At 52.4% G+C, this 17,373-nt stretch carries 10 protein-coding genes; 5 read left to right on the top strand and 5 right to left on the bottom strand.

The features are described from left to right. Positions 1-488: 488 nt before the first annotated feature. Positions 489-5,705 (top strand): S-layer homology domain-containing protein, encoded by a 5,217-nt coding sequence (locus MHI43_RS19450; protein ID WP_036661239.1) that lies wholly within the window; start codon positions 489-491, stop codon positions 5,703-5,705. Positions 5,706-5,857: 152 nt separating this feature from the next. Here MHI43_RS19450 and MHI43_RS19445 read toward each other — a convergent pair whose 3' ends face one another. Next, entirely contained in the window at positions 5,858-7,087 is a 1,230-nt protein-coding gene (locus tag MHI43_RS19445; RefSeq protein ID WP_036661236.1) for an aminopeptidase, read from the bottom strand. Positions 7,088-7,126: 39 nt separating this feature from the next. Continuing rightward, positions 7,127-7,510 carry a MerR family transcriptional regulator gene (locus tag MHI43_RS19440; RefSeq protein WP_009591074.1) on the bottom strand — a complete coding sequence of 128 codons (384 nt, stop codon included), beginning with the start codon at positions 7,508-7,510 and terminating at the stop codon, positions 7,127-7,129. Between the two features lie 207 nt (positions 7,511-7,717). Between MHI43_RS19440 and MHI43_RS19435 the strand changes: the two genes are divergently transcribed. After that, positions 7,718-9,310: an MDR family MFS transporter gene (locus tag MHI43_RS19435; RefSeq protein WP_036661234.1), complete on the top strand. Its 1,593-nt coding sequence runs from the start codon at positions 7,718-7,720 to the stop codon at positions 9,308-9,310. Between the two features lie 74 nt (positions 9,311-9,384). Here MHI43_RS19435 and MHI43_RS19430 read toward each other — a convergent pair whose 3' ends face one another. The 3 genes from MHI43_RS19430 to MHI43_RS19420 all read right to left on the bottom strand — a co-directional run bounded on the left by MHI43_RS19430 (position 9,385) and on the right by MHI43_RS19420 (position 12,521). Further along, entirely contained in the window at positions 9,385-10,206 is an 822-nt protein-coding gene (locus MHI43_RS19430) for a carbohydrate ABC transporter permease (protein WP_009591051.1), read from the bottom strand. Between the two features lie 17 nt (positions 10,207-10,223). Then, positions 10,224-11,183 (bottom strand): sugar ABC transporter permease, encoded by a 960-nt coding sequence (locus tag MHI43_RS19425; protein WP_015736035.1) that lies wholly within the window; start codon positions 11,181-11,183, stop codon positions 10,224-10,226. Positions 11,184-11,264: 81 nt separating this feature from the next. Continuing rightward, positions 11,265-12,521: an extracellular solute-binding protein gene (locus MHI43_RS19420; RefSeq protein WP_036661232.1), complete on the bottom strand. Its 1,257-nt coding sequence runs from the start codon at positions 12,519-12,521 to the stop codon at positions 11,265-11,267. Between the two features lie 480 nt (positions 12,522-13,001). On the opposite strand from MHI43_RS19420, the gene MHI43_RS19415 reads away from it, so the two are divergent. The 3 genes from MHI43_RS19415 (at position 13,002) to MHI43_RS19405 (ending at position 17,359) form a co-directional block, all read left to right on the top strand. Beyond that, a complete protein-coding gene (locus MHI43_RS19415) occupies positions 13,002-13,733 on the top strand; it encodes a metallophosphoesterase family protein (RefSeq protein WP_036661230.1) in 732 nt (243 codons plus the stop codon). Between the two features lie 311 nt (positions 13,734-14,044). Then, entirely contained in the window at positions 14,045-15,475 is a 1,431-nt protein-coding gene (locus tag MHI43_RS19410) for an SWIM zinc finger family protein (RefSeq protein WP_036661229.1), read from the top strand. 27 nt (positions 15,476-15,502) lie between these two features. Then, on the top strand, positions 15,503-17,359 hold the full coding sequence (locus MHI43_RS19405) for a HEAT repeat domain-containing protein (RefSeq protein WP_036661225.1): 1,857 nt from the start codon (positions 15,503-15,505) through the stop codon (positions 17,357-17,359). The last annotated feature ends 14 nt before the right edge of the window (positions 17,360-17,373 follow it).

The following is a 17,373-nucleotide window of genomic DNA, read 5'->3' as shown; positions in this document are numbered from 1 at the left end:
CGATATCATTCGCGGGGTCTTTTTTTTGTGCGGATTAAGCAGTAGGTGCAGGATGTAAGATACGCCGGAGCGGGAAGTTGTTGCTCAAAGATGAATTGAAAATAAGCCGTTCATAGTGCTGAAGTATCGAACAATAAAGGTTATTTTGATCCTGAAATATGTACCTTGAGAAACAGGTGATCAAATGCTATGGACAGAAAGACGCGGCATTAAGTTGTCCTATTGTACTAGATGTTCAGCAAATATCGGGACCTTTATATCATTTATCAAATTTTACATAAAGTGGTTTAAAAAACGATCGGAATATGCAATTATTGATCTTGGGAGGTGAAGAGGAAAAGGACCCCTCAAGGGGAAAAAGCCTACGTTGAAATCGCGAGGGATTTTATGTTGAAAACGCTTTAATTATCATTTGGAGATCCCATGGAGACCTGGAGAATTGGGAAACTGAATTGATTGCTCAAAAAATCATTTCTAGGAGGTTTTCCATGTCTAAGATCGTCCTTAAACGATGTATTTCCTGTTTCTTGATTCTTTGTATCGTTATGTCTGCCTCGTTTACTGCTCTCGCAGGACAAGCTTCCGCCCAGACATCCACCGCGCTTAACCCCGTGCCCGAGCTGCTGATCACCGAGCTTGTGCCTGATTCCACGAACGTAGGAACCGCCGACGGTTACGAATTTATCGAGGTTTACAACAATACCGATCAAGCCATCGATTTCAGCAATTATAAGATACGCTACCGTTACTTGGAGAGCGACACCCTGTGGGCTCATGTACCCGACGAGGTGACCATTCCATCCGGAGGCACGCTGGTATTCTGGATCATTAACGGCCAGAACAGCAAATCCACGATTGCTGATTTTAATCATAATTACGGTACCAACCTGAACGAAAACACCGATGTCGTCAAAATATTCTCAGGCGGCATGTCCAATTCGCGCATGCGGGAGCTTGTGGTCGTGACGAACACCGGCCGCCCGATCGTGTCCGCGTTTTACAACGACGGTGATGTTCATAACGGCCCCGATCAGGGAATCTTCTATAAATATCCTGAAGACGGCAGCCTTAAAATGCAGCGGATCTCCCAGCTGGAGCATAAGGCTACGCCGGGTTCGCTAGCGCATTCTGAAGTGCCCGCCGGGCCGGTACATATCGACGTGACCAAGGAGCCGTCCGTTGTTAATCGGACGACCACCACGAACGTGGAGCCGGGAGACAATCTGGAAATCGCCGCGGAAGCGCACGATGACCGCATGGTGACATCGCTCGCGTTATCGTATCGTGTCGACGGACAGAACGATTACAAGGTCGTACAGCTTCAGGAAGGACAGCAAGGCTATCATCATACGATACCTTATCTGGAGCTGCTGGGACATGCCAAGCTGGAGTATTTCTTCACGGTGTCCAACACGTTTAAGAAAGTGGAGAGCCCTAAATATGAGGTTGATCTCACGGGCAGCGGTGCAAGCGCGAGCCTGAACGTTAAAGATCAACAAACGGTTACGGGCATCACGTATATTCGGGGTGCAGCTGATGGGGCTGGGCCTTCCGATTTGGAGCTTCAAGTGGACGGAACGCCGGTTCAAGGTAATCCCGCCATGGAGCATTCCGCCTATTTTATATTTGAAGGCGACGGCATTGACGATGGGATCAACACGGTAACCATCGGCAAGGAGGTTCTTTTCGAGACGGAGGCGAACATTGACGGTTATCAAACCATCGTGCTCCCGATCGAACCGCAGTGGCTGACAAGCGGATCGAACGAAATTACCCTTCGGGCCGGCGATAACGAGAAGACCTACTTCGAAGACGACAAGCCGACGGGCAATATGGATGATTTCAATGCGCGCAACGTGCGGCTGCGCTTGGGTGACGGAACGGAAATCCGGGATCCGCAATATAGCGATCCCGCACGGATCCATGACCTTGGCGACGATGGACGTTTCCTGCCTTTCGTAACTTTTCAATTCGACATTCCTGCCGAAAAAGTAAATGCATTGTCCTACGCATGGGATACCTCGGCCGTCTCGGACGGAACGTATTCCATTCAATTGAAGGTCAAAGGTCAGTCTGAAGCAGCTGCCGATGTTCTGGTAGATAACAACGGACCGGAAATTAGCGCAACCGTTGAAGAGGGCAAGAGTTACAAGGGCGGCATCCCGATCGATGTGACCGCCACGGATCGCGTATCGGGCGTAGACCGGGTCGAGGTTACGCTTGATGGACGCGCCATCCAGTTGCCGTACAATACTTCCTCGGCTGAGCTTGAACCAGGCGGTCATAAGCTGGAAATTCGCGCAGTGGACAAGATCGGCAACCGCTCGGAACGAACCGTGACGTTTAACACGGCTCAGGAGCATCCGAATAAACCTGTATTGGTGTCGCCGGCAGATAAGGAGAGCGGCACCGGGCTGTCGCCGGAGCTGAAGGTTCAAGTCAGCGATCCATCGGATGACGAGCTCGAGGTCTCCTTCCATCAGGCTTATTCGTATCATGCTTTAAGCGGGTATCGGGTGAAATTGTCCAAGAACGCTTCGGACGAAGAACCGCCAAAGGATAGATTCCCTGCGGGCGAAACTGTGCTGACCGAAGAGGAATTGAAGCGGGTATCCGAATCCAACGATGAATATGTCACCGTAGATTCAACGTCTCAATTCCCTTACATCCGGTTCGAGGCAGAGCTGGAGCATGCCGTTGAGCCTGGCGACAGCGTCGAAGTCGCTTGGGAAGGACACACGGTGTCCGGCCGCAAGGTCACAATGTATGCGTGGAACCACAAGCTGAGCAAATGGACGGAAATAACCAAGCATATTGCCCAGTCTGAAGATGATTTTACGCTTCGAGGCGAACTGACGGCAGCGGACTATGTACAGAACAACAAAGTTGATGTGATCGTACAGGATGAAATTCCTTCCCGAGGGGATTATGATTACACCTTTGTATGGGTATCCGATACGCAGTTCTTGACGGAGCTCTATCCGCGTATTCAGCAAAAGCAGTTCGAATGGATCGTTGATTCCATCGATGAGATGAACATCAAATATTTGTTCCATACCGGTGATATCGTGAATGACCCAACAGCCGAATACCAATGGAAACGTGCCGATGCATACATGAACATGCTGGAGGATGCCAAGCTGCCGCACGGCGTGCTTGCCGGCAATCATGACGTGGGCAGCTATGATTGGGATTACACAACTTACGGTCAATATTTCGGGGAAGACCGTTATAAGGATCAGCCCTATTACGGAGGCTCCTACAAGAACAACCGGGGACATTACGATCTGGTCTCCGTCGAAGGCAACGACTTCATCATGATGTATATGGGATGGGGCATCGAAGACGAGGATATCAAGTGGATGAACGAGGTTTTGGCTGAATATCCGGATCGTATGGCATTCCTGAATTTCCATGATTACATGCTCGCGAACGGAACGCGTTCCGGCGTAGGCAACAAGTTGTACAAGGAAGTAGTCGTCCCTAATCCGAACGTGGTTGCCGTACTGAGCGGCCATTACACGGGAGCCAGCCTGCTTAAGAACGAATTGGACGATGATGGCGACGGCAATACGGACCGAACCGTGTATCAGATGCTGGCGGACTATCAAGGACATGCGGACGGCGGCAGCGGATATTTGAGACTGCTGCATTTTGATAAGGAAAGCAATCAGATTTACGTGAATACGTACTCTCCTTATTTGGATAAGTACAATTATTATACGAATCCGGGCGTGGATGAATTTACGATGAACCTGGATCTTGAGCCGAAACTGAAGCGGGTAGCCACCGATTCGATCCAGGTGAATCATCTGAGAGGAGAGGCCATCGGTACGCCGCAAAACGCAGCGAGCGGCACGGAAGTTACTCAGCCGTGGGCAGGACTGTTATCCAACGGAACCTATTCCTGGTATGCCGTCGCCCAAGATGAATTCGGGGGAAGAACGGTATCGGACGTATGGACATTCACAACGGATGAAGGGGATCTCGCGGCCCCAACCAATCTGAAAGCACTTCAGGTCACGTCGTCCTCGGTTCAAATCGGTTGGGACCCTGTGAACCGTCCGGACCAGCAAGTCGTGAACTATCATGTGTATCAGGACGGACAGCAAGTGGCTACCGTTACGGACAGCGTATACGAAGCGACAGGGCTTACGCCGGATACGCCGTACGAATTCAAAGTAACCGCCTCGGATCAGCATGGAGCGGAATCGCCACCAAGCGAGATCTTAACGGTGATCACGAGTGCTGTAGACGTACCGGGTGCGCCGGTATGGACGCCCGGGGAGTTGGAATTTTCGGAGATCACATCGAGCCGTGTAACCATGAGCTGGCCGGAGGCGGCTGCAAGCGATGGCGTGGACGGATATCGCGTATATTTGAAAGGCCGGGAGGAACCGGTGGTGACCGTAACCGGCGATGTGTATTCGCATACCGCAGCCGGGCTTACGCCGGATACGCGTTATCATTTTACCGTCAAAGCTTATAACGCTGCTGGTGAGAGCGTGGGACTCCATAACTCGGTCACGACTTCGGCTGCAGGAGTGGACAAGAGCGAGTTAATCGGATTAATCGCCTCGGCGCAGCAAAGGCTCGACGAAACACGGGAAGGCTCATCGCCAGGGCAGTATCCTGCAGGCGCAAGGTCAGCGCTCCGTGACGCGATTGCAAACGCCAGCGCCATAGCGCAGCAGGATCATGCAACTGCGAAGGATGTCAAGGACGCAATGACCGCACTGCAAGCCGCGATCCGCGCCTATAACGCTTCGGTGATCCCTTCATCCGAGAATCCTCCGTCATCGGGATCGGGATCGGAATCCTCTGGCGGTGGAGTCCCATTGTCAGGAAACAATCAATTAAAAGCGCTGGAAGTCATCATTGGCGGCGTAGCGGCTGCATTAACCCCTGCGTTCAACGAAAGCACGACGGAGTACCGGCTTGAAACGGATGCGGAATCCGTACAGCTTCGCGTTGGGGCGGCGCATGGCAAGGCCGCTGTCCTTCTGGAAGGAGAGCCTCTGAAGAATGATCAGGTCATCGGGCTGAAGGAAGGGGATAACGTCCTGAAGCTGGTGGTTCGGGCCGAGAACGGTGCGACCAAAACCTATCAATTAACCATTCACCGTAAGGTGAAAGCAGTGACAGAAGAACCGAAACCGGAACCCCAGTCGGTGCTGTTAACCGACATCGGCGGACATTGGGCTTCATCTGCGATTGAGCAGGCGGTTTCGCTCGGCATCGTTGGCGGCTATCCGGATCAAACCTTCAAACCGGAACGTCAGGTCACGCGTGCCGAATTTATGGTGATGATGGCCAAGGCACTGAAAGGTCAAGCGGGATCTGAGAAACTGAGCTTCAAAGACAGCTCCTCCATCGGATCCTGGGCGCTTGAAGCGATTCAATGGGCCGTATCCGAAGGCATCGTGAAAGGATATCAAGATGGGACATTCAAACCGAATGAATCCGTTAACCGTGCGGAAATGGCGGTGATGATCGCACGCTACCTAGGCCTTACCCAGCCAGGTGCCGGAACGGACTTCCGCGATCAGCAGAATATTCCGGCTTGGGCAGAGAAGGAAATCGCAGCCGCGGCCGAGGCCGGCATCGTGAACGGCCGTTCGGGTAACCGGTTTGCTCCTCAGGAATCTGCGACCCGTGCGGAAGCGGTCATGATGATACTTCGGATGCTGGAGCATGCGGAGTAAAGTAACCATACGAATGTAGAACATAGAAAAAGGCGGACATGGAGCAATTGCTCCAGTGTCCGCCTTTTTTACAGTTGAAGGCTTAAAGGGCTGCCCCCGGTCATATGTCGCCAAACGGCACGCTAAGGAGCCCCAATTTACCCAAACGAACTTTAGACCCACCGTCCACCGCGGAATACGGGTTCAATCGTACCGTCCGCCAGCACGCCGTCAATGTCCAGTTCAGCGGAACCGATCATGAAATCGACATGCGTCAGACTGACATTGGCTCCGCGAGCCAGCAGTTCTTCCTTGCTCATCTTGGTGCCGCCTTCGATATTCACGGGATAGGCGCTTCCCAGCGCAAAGTGGCAGGAGGCGTTCTCATCGATGCCGGTGTTATAGAAGACGCGGTTTAGTTGCGAGATCGGCGAATCATGCGGCACAAGTGCCATCTCTCCAAGATACGAGGCGCCCTCGTCCGTTTCCAGCAGCGTCGTGAGATGCTCCCGTCCGGATTCGGCTTCATATGCAACAACCTTACCGTCCTTGAACGTGAGCTTTATGCCTTCCACCAGGCGGCCGTTCAGATTCAGCGGAAGGGTACTGGATACGGTCCCGTTCACGCCCGTGCGATGAGGCATCGTATAGATTTCTTCGGTGGGCATATTCGCTACGAAATACACCCCGGCCTCATTCTCGTCACCGCCGCCGAGCCAGAGATAACCTTCCGGCATGTCGACGCGCAGATCCGTTCCCGGCGCACGATAGTGGAAACTCTTGTAGCGTTTGGCATTCATGTGGTTCTGGCGCAGCTTCAGTCCGGCGATATGATCCCGCCACGCGGCTACCGGATCTTCGCTGCCTACCCGATTCATCAGGAATACGGCATCCCACATCGCTTGGATGCGCTCTTCTTCGGGGAGGTCCGGGAATACTTTATTGGCCCAGGCTCGGGTAGGCGCCTTAATCAGCGACCAGCTGATCTTATTGTTGCGGACGTATACCTGATATTTTTCGTTAGCCACGGCAGCAGCCTTAACGGCTGTAGATACTTTTACCGAATCAATGCCGCGGAACAGTTCGGGATCCGGAACCTTAATGCGCAGAATGGCTCCTCCGCCTTCAGCGAGCTGCTGCATGGCGTCGGCCTGCCATTGCGGATAATAATGGAAGGAATCTTCCGGTGCCTTCTCATAGCGGATTCGGGTGATTTTTTCGTCTTCCCAGTCGACTTGCACATATTTGGCGCCTGCATCATATGCTTTGGCCACGATGCGGCGTGTCAGCTCTACGGTCTCAATTGGGGCATTGATGATCAGCACTTGGCCCGGTTGAACGTTTACGCCAACTTTCACGACCAGCTCCGCGTATTTCTCCAGATTTTTCTCGAAATTGTCCATATGTAGATATCCTCCATTTCAGATGTACACTTCATTCTATCACGTTGCGGAGGGTTGCTGCTGACTCTTCTTTTTGCCAAGGGTCCGGGAGATTTGCCTTTCCAGCAGGTGTTTCAATTCATGGAGCGCTGCAATCTGACTGTCCACGCTGCTTAATTTGTCCTCATAAAAGGAAAGCATTTCTTCGCAATATTCATAATCGTCCGGCGAAGCGACTTCACCGCGAAACAATACGCGAATTTGATCCGTGGTCAAGCCCAGCTTTAAGTACAATTGGATCATTTTGACCCGTTCGATGGCGGACGCGTTAAAATGGCGGTAATCATTATCGAGTCTGTCGGCTTCCAGCAGGCCTTTTTGTTCATAATGCCGGATCGAGCGTGCGCTGACCTGGCTGCGCTGCGATAATTCACTGATCTTCATATCACTTGACCTCCTTGGCATGAGCTAAGATAAACCGATTATACGCTACCCCGCATGCGAACATAAAGCCATTAGGCTGCTTGAATAAGAGCGTTTGATAAAAAATAACGGAATCGGGGACAAAAGTGTGACAGTCACCTGTCATACTTTTCGAATTACAATGACTGCAGTACTAAGGAAACCTACTTAGAAGGAGTGTATGAGAACTTGAAGACACAAACAGCCAACAGAAACAAACTGCCCATCGTGCTTGCCGGCCTGCTGCTCGGCATCTTGATGGCCTCCATGGACAATACGATCGTAGCAACCGCCATGGGAAACATCGTCGGGGAGCTCGGAGGACTTGATCATTTCGTATGGGTGACCTCCGCGTATATGGTTGCCGAGCTTGCGGGGATGCCGATCTTCGGCAAACTGTCCGATATGTATGGACGCAAAAAATTCTTTGTGTTCGGGATGATTGTATTCATGCTGGGCTCCGTGCTGTGCGGTACGGCAAGCTCCATCACGGAGCTGGCGCTGTATCGGGCCGTGCAAGGCGTAGGGGGCGGAGCCCTCATCCCGATCGCTTTCGCGATCATGTTCGACACCGTGCCGCTGGAGAAGCGCGGAAAGCTCACCGGTTTGTTCGGAGCCGTCTTTGGATTATCCAGCATTTTCGGGCCGCTCGCAGGCGCTTATATTACGGATCATATTACCTGGCAATGGATATTCTATATTAATTTGCCGATCGGCATCGTGGCCTTCCTGATGGTGACGATATTCTATAAGGAATCGCATGAACGTTCCAAACAGCCGATCGATTGGAAGGGAGCAACCACGCTCCTTGCGGGCGTGATCTGTTTCATGTTCGCGCTTGAGCTTGGAGGGAAGCAATGGGCATGGGATTCCTGGGTCATCCTGGCTTTGTTTGGCGCTGCCGCCGTCATGCTTGTGCTCTTCGTGCTTGCCGAGAGAAGGGCGGAGGAGCCGATCATCTCGTTTCATTTATTCAAGAATAAACTCTATACCTCAAGCGTGCTGTGCGGCTTGTTTAGCGGAGGATCCTTCATCGTGGCTTCCGTTTACATTCCGATCTTCATTCAAGGCGTGCTCGGCGGAAGCGCCACGAACTCGGGGCTGGTCCTGCTGCCGATGATGGTGGGCTCGGTCGTCACGGCGACGGTCAGCGGTTTTCTGATGAGTAAAATCTCGTATCGCAGCATCATGATCCCGACGCTGATCCTGTTTACGGGAGGGATGGTGCTCGCTTCGACGTTAACTGCGGAATCCAGCAGGTTCATCGTTACCTTGTACATGGTTCTGATCGGGCTTGGCATCGGCGGATCGTTCTCCGTGCTGGGAACGGCGGTCATGCATGGCTTATCCTATAAACAGCGCGGGATGGCGAGCTCGACCTTCAACTTCACGCGGTCGCTTGGAATGACCATTGGCATTACGGTGTTCGGGTTGATCCAGAGCCGATCCTTCACCGGTTCCTTAACATCGGGATCGGCCGTGATGAACACCGGTGGGCTTCCTGAAGGATTCGATCTTAAGGATCCTCACATCTTATTGGCACCGGAGACGAGATCATGGATTCCGTCCGACCTGCTCAAGCCGATCTCGGACACGCTCGCTTCCTCCATCGCGGCTACGTTTGCCTGGGCTATCGTTCCTGCAGCGTTAGCGCTTCTGGCAGCAACTTTAATGGGACGCAAAAAGCTGGATGAAACGGCAGAATTGAAAAGGGAGGAGACAGCCGATTCAGCAGAAGAGACAGGAACGAAAGAAAATGAACAGCTGGTCATGGTGCCGTAGCGCGTAAGTCATGGACCGGAATATAGAAAGGAGCTGCCTGCCAGGCATAACACCTGGAGGCAGCTCCTTTGCCGTTAACTCTTAATCGCGCCTGCGGCGATATCGGAAATGAATTGCTTGCTGATGAACAAGAACATGACGATCAGCGGGATGACCGCGAGCAGCGTGCCGGCAATGACCATCGAATAGTCGGTGGTATATATTCCGTTTAATGATGATAACGCAACCTGCAAGGTGAACTTGTTCTCATCATTTAGAATGATGAGCGGCCACAGATAGTCGTTCCATACCCCGATGAACGTGAAGGCGGCCAAGAACGATAAAGCGGGCCGCAGAATCGGCAGCGATATGTTCCAATAGAGGCGGAAGAAACCGCAGCCGTCGATTTTACCGGCATCGAGAAGCTCCGAAGGCACCGATTCTTGTGCATATTGCCTGATCCAGAAGATTCCGAAAGCGTTGACCATTCCCGGAATGATCAGCGCCTTGTAGGTGCCCACCCATCCGAATTCTGCCATAATGACAAACGAAGGCACCAAGGATAATTGTGCGGGCGCCATCATGGTGGCAAGCAGCAGGACAAACAGCCATTTTTTGCCCGGGAACTGGAATTTGGCGAACGTGAATCCGGCCAGGGAATCGAAGAATAAGACCAGCAGCGTACAAGCGGAAGCGACGAACAGGGTATTCCAGAAGGCGCCGAAGAAGTCGATGCTGCTCAGCACCCTCGACACGTTATCCAGCAAGTGCGGACCGAACCATAGTTTCGGAGGAAAGCTGTAGATATCCGAAGTGGTGCGCGTCGCCATCACAAGCAGCCAGTAGAAGGGAAAAATGGATAAGATCAATCCGGCGATCAACCCGATGTGCAGCAGAATGGATTTCCATTTGAACATACGATTCACCCCCATTTTCAGTCATTGGAAGGACTGCCCTGCACCATTTTCCAGTTCACGATGGAAAAGAGGGCGATGAGCAGGAACATGCCCCAGCCGACGGCAGCGCCATATCCGAAATAGTTGTTCACGAAGGCTTCGCGGTACAGGTAGAGGACGATGGTCATCCCGCCGCCGCTTACGCCGCCGTCATTGCCGACCAGCACTTGCGGCTCGGTGAAGATCTGCATGCCGCCGATGGTTGACGTAATGACCGTAAAGAGAATGATGGGCCTTAGATTGGGAATGGTGATTCTGAAAAAGGATTGAATGCCGGTGGCTCCGTCGATCTTGGCTGCCTCGTACAGAACCGTCGGGATGCTCTGCAGCCCGGCAAGATAGATGATGGCGTTATATCCCGCCCATCTCCATATAACCATGACCGAAATGGCTAACTGAATGCCCCACGTCTTATTCAACCATTCGACGGAGTTGAGGCCGAGCAAGGACAACATATAGTTGAGGAGACCGTAGTTGTTCGAGAAGACCGTGCCGAACACGATGGCAACCGCAACAAGCGAGGTGACGTTTGGCAGGAAATAACCGATGCGAAAGAAGGTGCGGAAACGGACGAACGATGCATTTAGCAGGAAAGCCACGACCAGCGCGATGAACAGCATCGGTATCGTGGAGTAAATCCAGATCAGCAGTGTATTGCCGACGGCTCTCCAAAATTCCGGATCGGTCAGCATGAATTGATAGTTATTGAGACCGTTATAGGTCATCTCGCCGATGCCGTCCCATTTTTGAAAGGACAGGAACATGGAAAAGGCGATCGGGAACAGCCCGAAGATGGCAAATAGAATGTAAAAAGGGGATATCGCCAAATATTCTTTGCGGTGCTTCCAGATCTGTGCAGACAGTCGGTCTTGGGATTTCGGATGCTTGGGAACAGGCTTCTGTTCCACGGGCGTGCGATTCAGCATTGGATTATCCATCGTACTGTACCTCCTGTAGCGGTTGGTATTTAAGTACTCCTAACAATCGGAAAGCCATACCTCGCAAAACAAGAACCTTGGTCAGCGCAGCAGTTCTTTTTTGACCCTGGCCAGCGCGTCGGCCCAGGCTTTATCGGGATTTTTGCCCTGTAGGGCAACCGAGGACAGCTCTCGATTGACAATGCCGTTGACATTCGCGAACTTCCCGCCGAAATAAGCCGGCTTAACGTTTCGTGCAGATTCCGAGAACACCTCGCCCGTCGCCTGATTTCCGAAAAATTCTTCGGGTTCCTTCATGACGGGTGCATCCAGCGCGTCCTTGGCGGAAGGGAAGAGGTTGATCTTCTTAAAGGACTGAACCTGATTTTCCGGGTTCTGAATGTATTTCATGACATCAAATGCTTCCTGCGGATATTTACTTGTCTTCATAATGGCAAGGAAGGAACCGCCGTTGTTGCCGTCACCGGCAGGTGCACGGGCTACCCTCCATTTGCCGGTGGTGTCCGGCGCCGCCTGCATGAGTATTTCCTTCATCCAGACCGCACCGACAAAGGAAGCGACCCGCCCGTTGTTCATGGCGGCATTCCACTCTGAGGAAGAAGTGTTGACGTTGGCGCTCAGCTTCATTTGGGAGGCCTTTACCGCCGTATCCCAGGCCGTTTTCATCGAAGATTCCGCGGACTCGCCGATGAACGTTCCATCCTCGGCAAAATAGATGCGATCGGATTGGGCATTGATTTGGGTATAAATGTTCGTGATGTTATCGAGCATTTTCACTTTTTGATCAAAATGCTCCTGCAGCTTCTGTCCCGCCTCGAAATATTGATCCCAGGTGCCGAGCTGCTCGTGGACATCTTCCGGTTCGGTCGGAAGTCCGGCTTCCTCGAACAAATCCGCTCTGTAGTATAAAGCCGTTGGCCCCGTATCGATCGGCAAGGCGATCATGGCGCCTTCCGGCGTAACGCCGAGCTTCCATTTCCAATCCAGGAAATCCGGTTCGATTTCTTTGGCGCCAAGCTCATACAGATCGTAGAAGCGATCCGAACTCGTAAACAGCTCCGCCACCCAGTCGTTAAATGCGACGATGTCCGGCCCTCCGGAGCCGGCGGCCAGCGTTGTTTTTAATTTCGATTTGAAGTCGCCACCGATTTTTTGCGCGTCGATGCGGATACCCGGAAACTCCTTTTCAACAGACTTAATCAGCTCATCGTCCAGGCTTCGGTTCCAATACCAAAGTGTAAGCGTTTTCGTTTTTTCGGTTGAAACATTTCCCGTACAACCGCTGATGATCAAGACAAGAATCAGTAACCCTAAGCTAACCATCCTGCGTGTATTCACTATCGTCAGCCTCCTAACGTGGTGAAGTCGGTGATGCTTAAATCTTATTCAGTTACCTAGCTTGCGTGAGTAAAAATATATGATTACCTTAATACAATAGACTAAAAATTAAAACATCCAAAATAAGGATTTGGCACGTTCCGGCGTATAATTGCCTCCTTCCAATGCACGTTATGTACTGCCGATGTAGTTGAAACACGCATCGCGTGCCCGAACGCTTCCGGACGGCAATGCATGGAACGGCATAACCTCCTTCCTGTGACTTTCTTATAGAATAGCTTCAAACTATTTTCATTATAAGTTAATATTGTATGGAAAATGAAGTGCTGGATTGGTAAATCCAAAGACCTGATTTTGGGGCACGGCGTGAATCGCTGAACGGGTTCATCCCTGGCTAAAAAGAGACATAGGATGAATATACGGAAGCAACTCCGCCATAACCATAGCAAACCGAAATAAACAAAGTTTGGAGGCCGGCTGATGGCGCAATTTGCATTAATCTCCGACATACACGGAAATATCCCTGCACTGGAGGCAGTTCTTAGGGATATCCAACGCCGCGGAATAGAAACCATCTATTGCCTGGGCGACTTGATCGGCAAGGGCCCGCACGGCGATGTGGCGGTGGATATGGTACGAACCCATTGCCAGCAGGTCATTAAGGGGAATTGGGACGACTTTATTGGCAATGAGACCGATGATCCGTCGCTGCTATGGCATCAGCATAGACTCGGAAGCGAGAGGCTGCAATATCTTGCCGGCCTCCCTTATGTCATAGAATTCATGATGAGCGGTAAATGGGTCCGGCTGTTTCATGCTTCGCCGCGAAGCGTGTACGAACGGATCCAGCCCTGGGATGACCAGGAGAAGCGGGCTACCTTGTTTCACAGCTCCCCGCTGTGCGGCAGCCCGAGAATCGCGGACGTCGCCGGTTACGGCGATATCCATAATGCCTATCACCAGCATCTGGACGGGAGAACGCTGTTTAATACCGGCAGCGTCGGCAATCCACTTGAAATGCCCGAGGCGTCTTACGTCGTTCTGGAGGGAGTCTATGGAAGCGAAGATCCCGCGCCGTTAAACATTCAATGCATCCGTGTGCCGTATCCGATCGAACAAGCCGTGCAGGATGCGTTGGAGTCCGGCATGCCCCACCCTGAATCGTATATTCTCGAGATTCGAACAGGGCGGTATCAAGCGCGAAAAGACTAACGGCATCGGAGACAAAAGGGATAAGCGAACGCCGCAGGCGATCTTTAAGTCCGCATTGCGCGTGTTCGTCTACTCCTGGGTGATAGCAAATTTCGAAGAACCGGCTTAGCCGGCTCTTTTTTATTTTAACGGCAGCATAGTATAACAATATGTTCCATTTAAGGAGGAGGATGATGGAATAAATAGGAATGGGTGTTCTTAAATAGGTCTTTAGAAGGGTAGGGAGCAGGGCGAAGATTCGATATGATTAAACGTAATGGATATTATTGCTGTTTTCTGAACGCAGCGATTTGATTTAGGAGGGTATGAGTTTGGTTGAGATTACAGAGACATGGATCGATTCGCAGGCGCCGAATAGCGCGGCCATTAAGAACGGGCAAGGTCTAGTAAAAAAAGGACGATTCCTCAAGCTGCATCATTCCGAGGATCAAGCCGTGTTGTTCGGCACCTGTGCCGGCAGCGGAAGTTCCGATTACCAGCCGTCCGCCGATTTTGCGGTGCCGGATAAGCCGGTCATGCGGTGCACCTGCCCGAGCCGGCAGTTTCCGTGCAAACATGTGCTTGGACTGCTATATGCTTATGCGGGCGGAGCGTCGTTCACCCCCGCCGAGGTGCCGGAGGATTTGGCCGCCAAGCGGGAGAAGGCGGAGAAGCGGGAAGAGCGCAAGCTCAAAGAAGCAGCCGAAGGAGCAGCACCCAAACCGAAGAAGGTTAACAAATCGGCGTTAAAAAAGAAACTCCATGCCCAGCTAGAAGGCCTGGACGTACTGGAAAAGCTTATACACTCGTTGATCCGGAACGGTCTCGGGACATTGGACAAAAAAGAACATAAGCGGATCCAGGAGCATGTGAAGCAGATGGGCAATTATTACTTATCGGGTGCTCAGACGGAACTCCGCCGCCTGGCGCTGGTTCTGTCATCCGAAGACCAGGAGAAAGCTTATACATATGCGGTGGGGCAGCTTGCCGTCATGAACGCAATGATCAAGAAGGGCAGACAGTACCTGACCACAAAACTTGAGGATCCGGATATGAGGCTGGACCACGAGTCGACGATAGAGGAATGGCTGGGGCATGCATGGCAGCTGACCGAGCTGCAAAGCTATGGGTTAGTGAGCGAAGGAGCGGAGCTGGTACAGCTTTCTTTTCTGAGTTATGCCGACGATGCGCGGCTGGAGCATGTGGATACCGGGTACTGGATCCAGAAGGACAGCGGCGAAATTCACCGAACGATCCAGTACCGTCCTTACAAAGCCGCCAAGCTGATGCGGGAAGAAGACAGCTTCTTTGATAAAGCCCATGTCCCTGTACTGTATCGCTACCCGGGTGATATGAACCGGCGTGTTCGCTTTGAAGAAATGACCTCAAGTCCGGTAACGGAAGAGGATCTGGAATGGATTCGCAACCATGCGGCGGGTTCTTATGCTGAAGCCGTTAAAAAGGTGAAGAACCAGCTCAAGAATCCGCTTAGCGACAGCAACCCCGTCATGCTGCTGCATGTATCCGGGATTGGCCGGAACGCTGAAGGGCAATATGCCATTACGGATGAATCCGGGCAGTCGATCGGGCTGGCCGATGTGTATATGGAACCAACCGTGCCGATGCTGCGGTATTTGCCGGAGGAGAAGCTGAGCGGCGTATCCATGCTGGTTATGTTTGAGCACAACCTTGCGACGGGCCGTCTCTGGGCACAGCCGCTAAGCATCATTACGACGAACGAAATCATCCGGCTATTGTACTAAGCAGGGTAACGAAGGAGGAAAGCGAACATGAGTACGGCATTACTGCAGGAGCTTAACCAAGAGGTTAGGCGTTTATATATCGCCGGCAGCGAGCTCGCGGCAGGCGATTTCCGCCTGAAGCGGCTGCTGCCGCAGTTTCAACAGCTGGGAGAACGCGCTCCCGTGTTCAAACGATTGGGCGAAGGAATCCTTGCCTTGATCGAGCCGGATTCCAAGAAGGAAAACCAGTCCGCACAGCTGCTTCAGGATTTAAACCAGCTGCTGAGCTCCGTGCTGCATACGCAAGGAACGACAGCACCCGAGGGAGAACTGTTTCAGGCAGACCATCATCCGGTTTCGCTGTCATCCCATTTATCCTACCGCAAGCTTTCAGCAGTACAGACCGCCCTGACCACGACGGGCAGCGGCCGTTACGAGATCATAGAAGAAGCGTGGAAGGAAGGGGTGTTCCGGGATTTCCGTCTGGTATACCTTGCAATCGAAGCGTTGAATGACCCATACGTCGAGATTGGCGAGCTCGCGGCCAATGAGATACTGCCGGCATACGGCCCGGAAATCGTTCCGTTTCTGATGGAAAGTTTTAATCCGGCTGGCGGAAGGCCGGAATCACGCAAGCTGAAGGTGATGGCGGCAACAGGCGGGAAGGAAGCGCTGGAGCTGATCCGCCAAGCGGCCGAGATCGGCAGCGACGAGGTACGGTGCATGGCCATCAAACTGCTTGCGCGGTACGAAGAGTTTGAAGCGGATCTGATGGAATGGAGCAGGAGCAAGAAGAAGGTCATTCGCGAAGCGGCCTATGGCGCGCTGGCCGAGAACGGTTCCGATCAAGCCGTGGAGCGGTTGTATGAAGCCGCTCAAGGAAAAGACAAAGAGTTGGTGAATCCTGCCTTAGGCAGATGCCGTTCCGCCCTGTTGACGGATTGGCTTGTACGAGACTTGTCGGCCGAGCTTCAATCGGCTTCCGAATCCCTGGACGACAAGCAAAAGCTGGAGGAGAGCTGGATCAAGGTGAAACGCTGCTTGTGGGCCCTACACGACAAACAAAATCCGGAGCTCGAAGAGCTGTACCGGAACGTGCTTCAACAGTATGCCTTATACATCAAGTCTTTGGGCTGGACCTATCTGATGAATGAAGCGGTCATCTACATGAATCGCGTGGATTCCGGGGAAGCCAGGGAACTGCTGCGCCAAAATGCGGAGAATGATATAGAGCAATATAGACACAGCGGCTCTTATGTCCGCGAGGTCTTCCAAAAAGCCGCGCGCGTGCTCCCGCCTGACCGCGTATATGAGCAATACAAGGACGTTCTGTTACAAGGCTTCGCCTCGTCCCCGCTCAGCAACGCGGCCAAGGAGCGGAAAAAGCTTTTGGATACCCTATCAGATCTGGTAATCCGCAGGCAGTATAAGCCTTATGAGGAAGTTTTGCCGTTTACGGGCAAGGAGAGCTACACGTATTACGTGGAGATGCTCCCGCAAGAGCAGCTGCTGGCAAGCTGGGATGAAAGATGGCTGGAGCTGTTGATCGAGCAGGATGAGCTGGCGCTGGTCAGCGCGTTCGCCCGCCGGGGACATCGGGAAGCCGAATCGTATTTGCTGGCAAAGCTGCAGAATTCGCCGGAATTCCGCAACCGGTTTGCCAATCTGATTATTATGGGTCTTGTTCGTACCGGCATAAAGGATGAAGAGCTGTTTGAAGCTGTTGTGGCCGCTCTTGAGGATAAGCGCAATCAGGACTGCTACATGATTGAGCCTTTTATATTCTCGCAGCTGTGCCGGTTGCCTGCAGGTTATTATGACCGCGTTCATGCGGTCCTGGGCAACTACAAGGACAACGCCGAGGATCAGCTTCGATATATCCTTCGCAAGATGAAAGAACAATAAATATTAAGGAGTGG

This window comes from Paenibacillus sp. FSL H8-0457, from assembly GCF_038051935.1.
GTDB lineage: Bacteria > Bacillota > Bacilli > Paenibacillales > Paenibacillaceae > Paenibacillus_AQ > Paenibacillus_AQ lautus_A.
Note: the sequence above shows the minus strand (reverse complement) of the source record. Positions and strands in the feature narration are given on the sequence as shown.

What these genes read in the sequence shown, in the direction of transcription:
- MHI43_RS19415 (WP_036661230.1), top strand. Translation starts at nt 13,002, where the DNA reads ATGGCGCAATTTGCATTAATCTCCGACATACACGGAAATATCCCTGCA.
- MHI43_RS19425 (WP_015736035.1), bottom strand. Translation starts at nt 11,183, where the DNA reads ATGGATAATCCAATGCTGAATCGCACGCCCGTGGAACAGAAGCCTGTT.
- MHI43_RS19405 (WP_036661225.1), top strand. Translation starts at nt 15,503, where the DNA reads ATGAGTACGGCATTACTGCAGGAGCTTAACCAAGAGGTTAGGCGTTTA.
- MHI43_RS19450 (WP_036661239.1), top strand. Translation starts at nt 489, where the DNA reads ATGTCTAAGATCGTCCTTAAACGATGTATTTCCTGTTTCTTGATTCTT.
- MHI43_RS19440 (WP_009591074.1), bottom strand. Translation starts at nt 7,510, where the DNA reads ATGAAGATCAGTGAATTATCGCAGCGCAGCCAGGTCAGCGCACGCTCG.
- MHI43_RS19430 (WP_009591051.1), bottom strand. Translation starts at nt 10,206, where the DNA reads ATGTTCAAATGGAAATCCATTCTGCTGCACATCGGGTTGATCGCCGGA.
- MHI43_RS19445 (WP_036661236.1), bottom strand. Translation starts at nt 7,087, where the DNA reads ATGGACAATTTCGAGAAAAATCTGGAGAAATACGCGGAGCTGGTCGTG.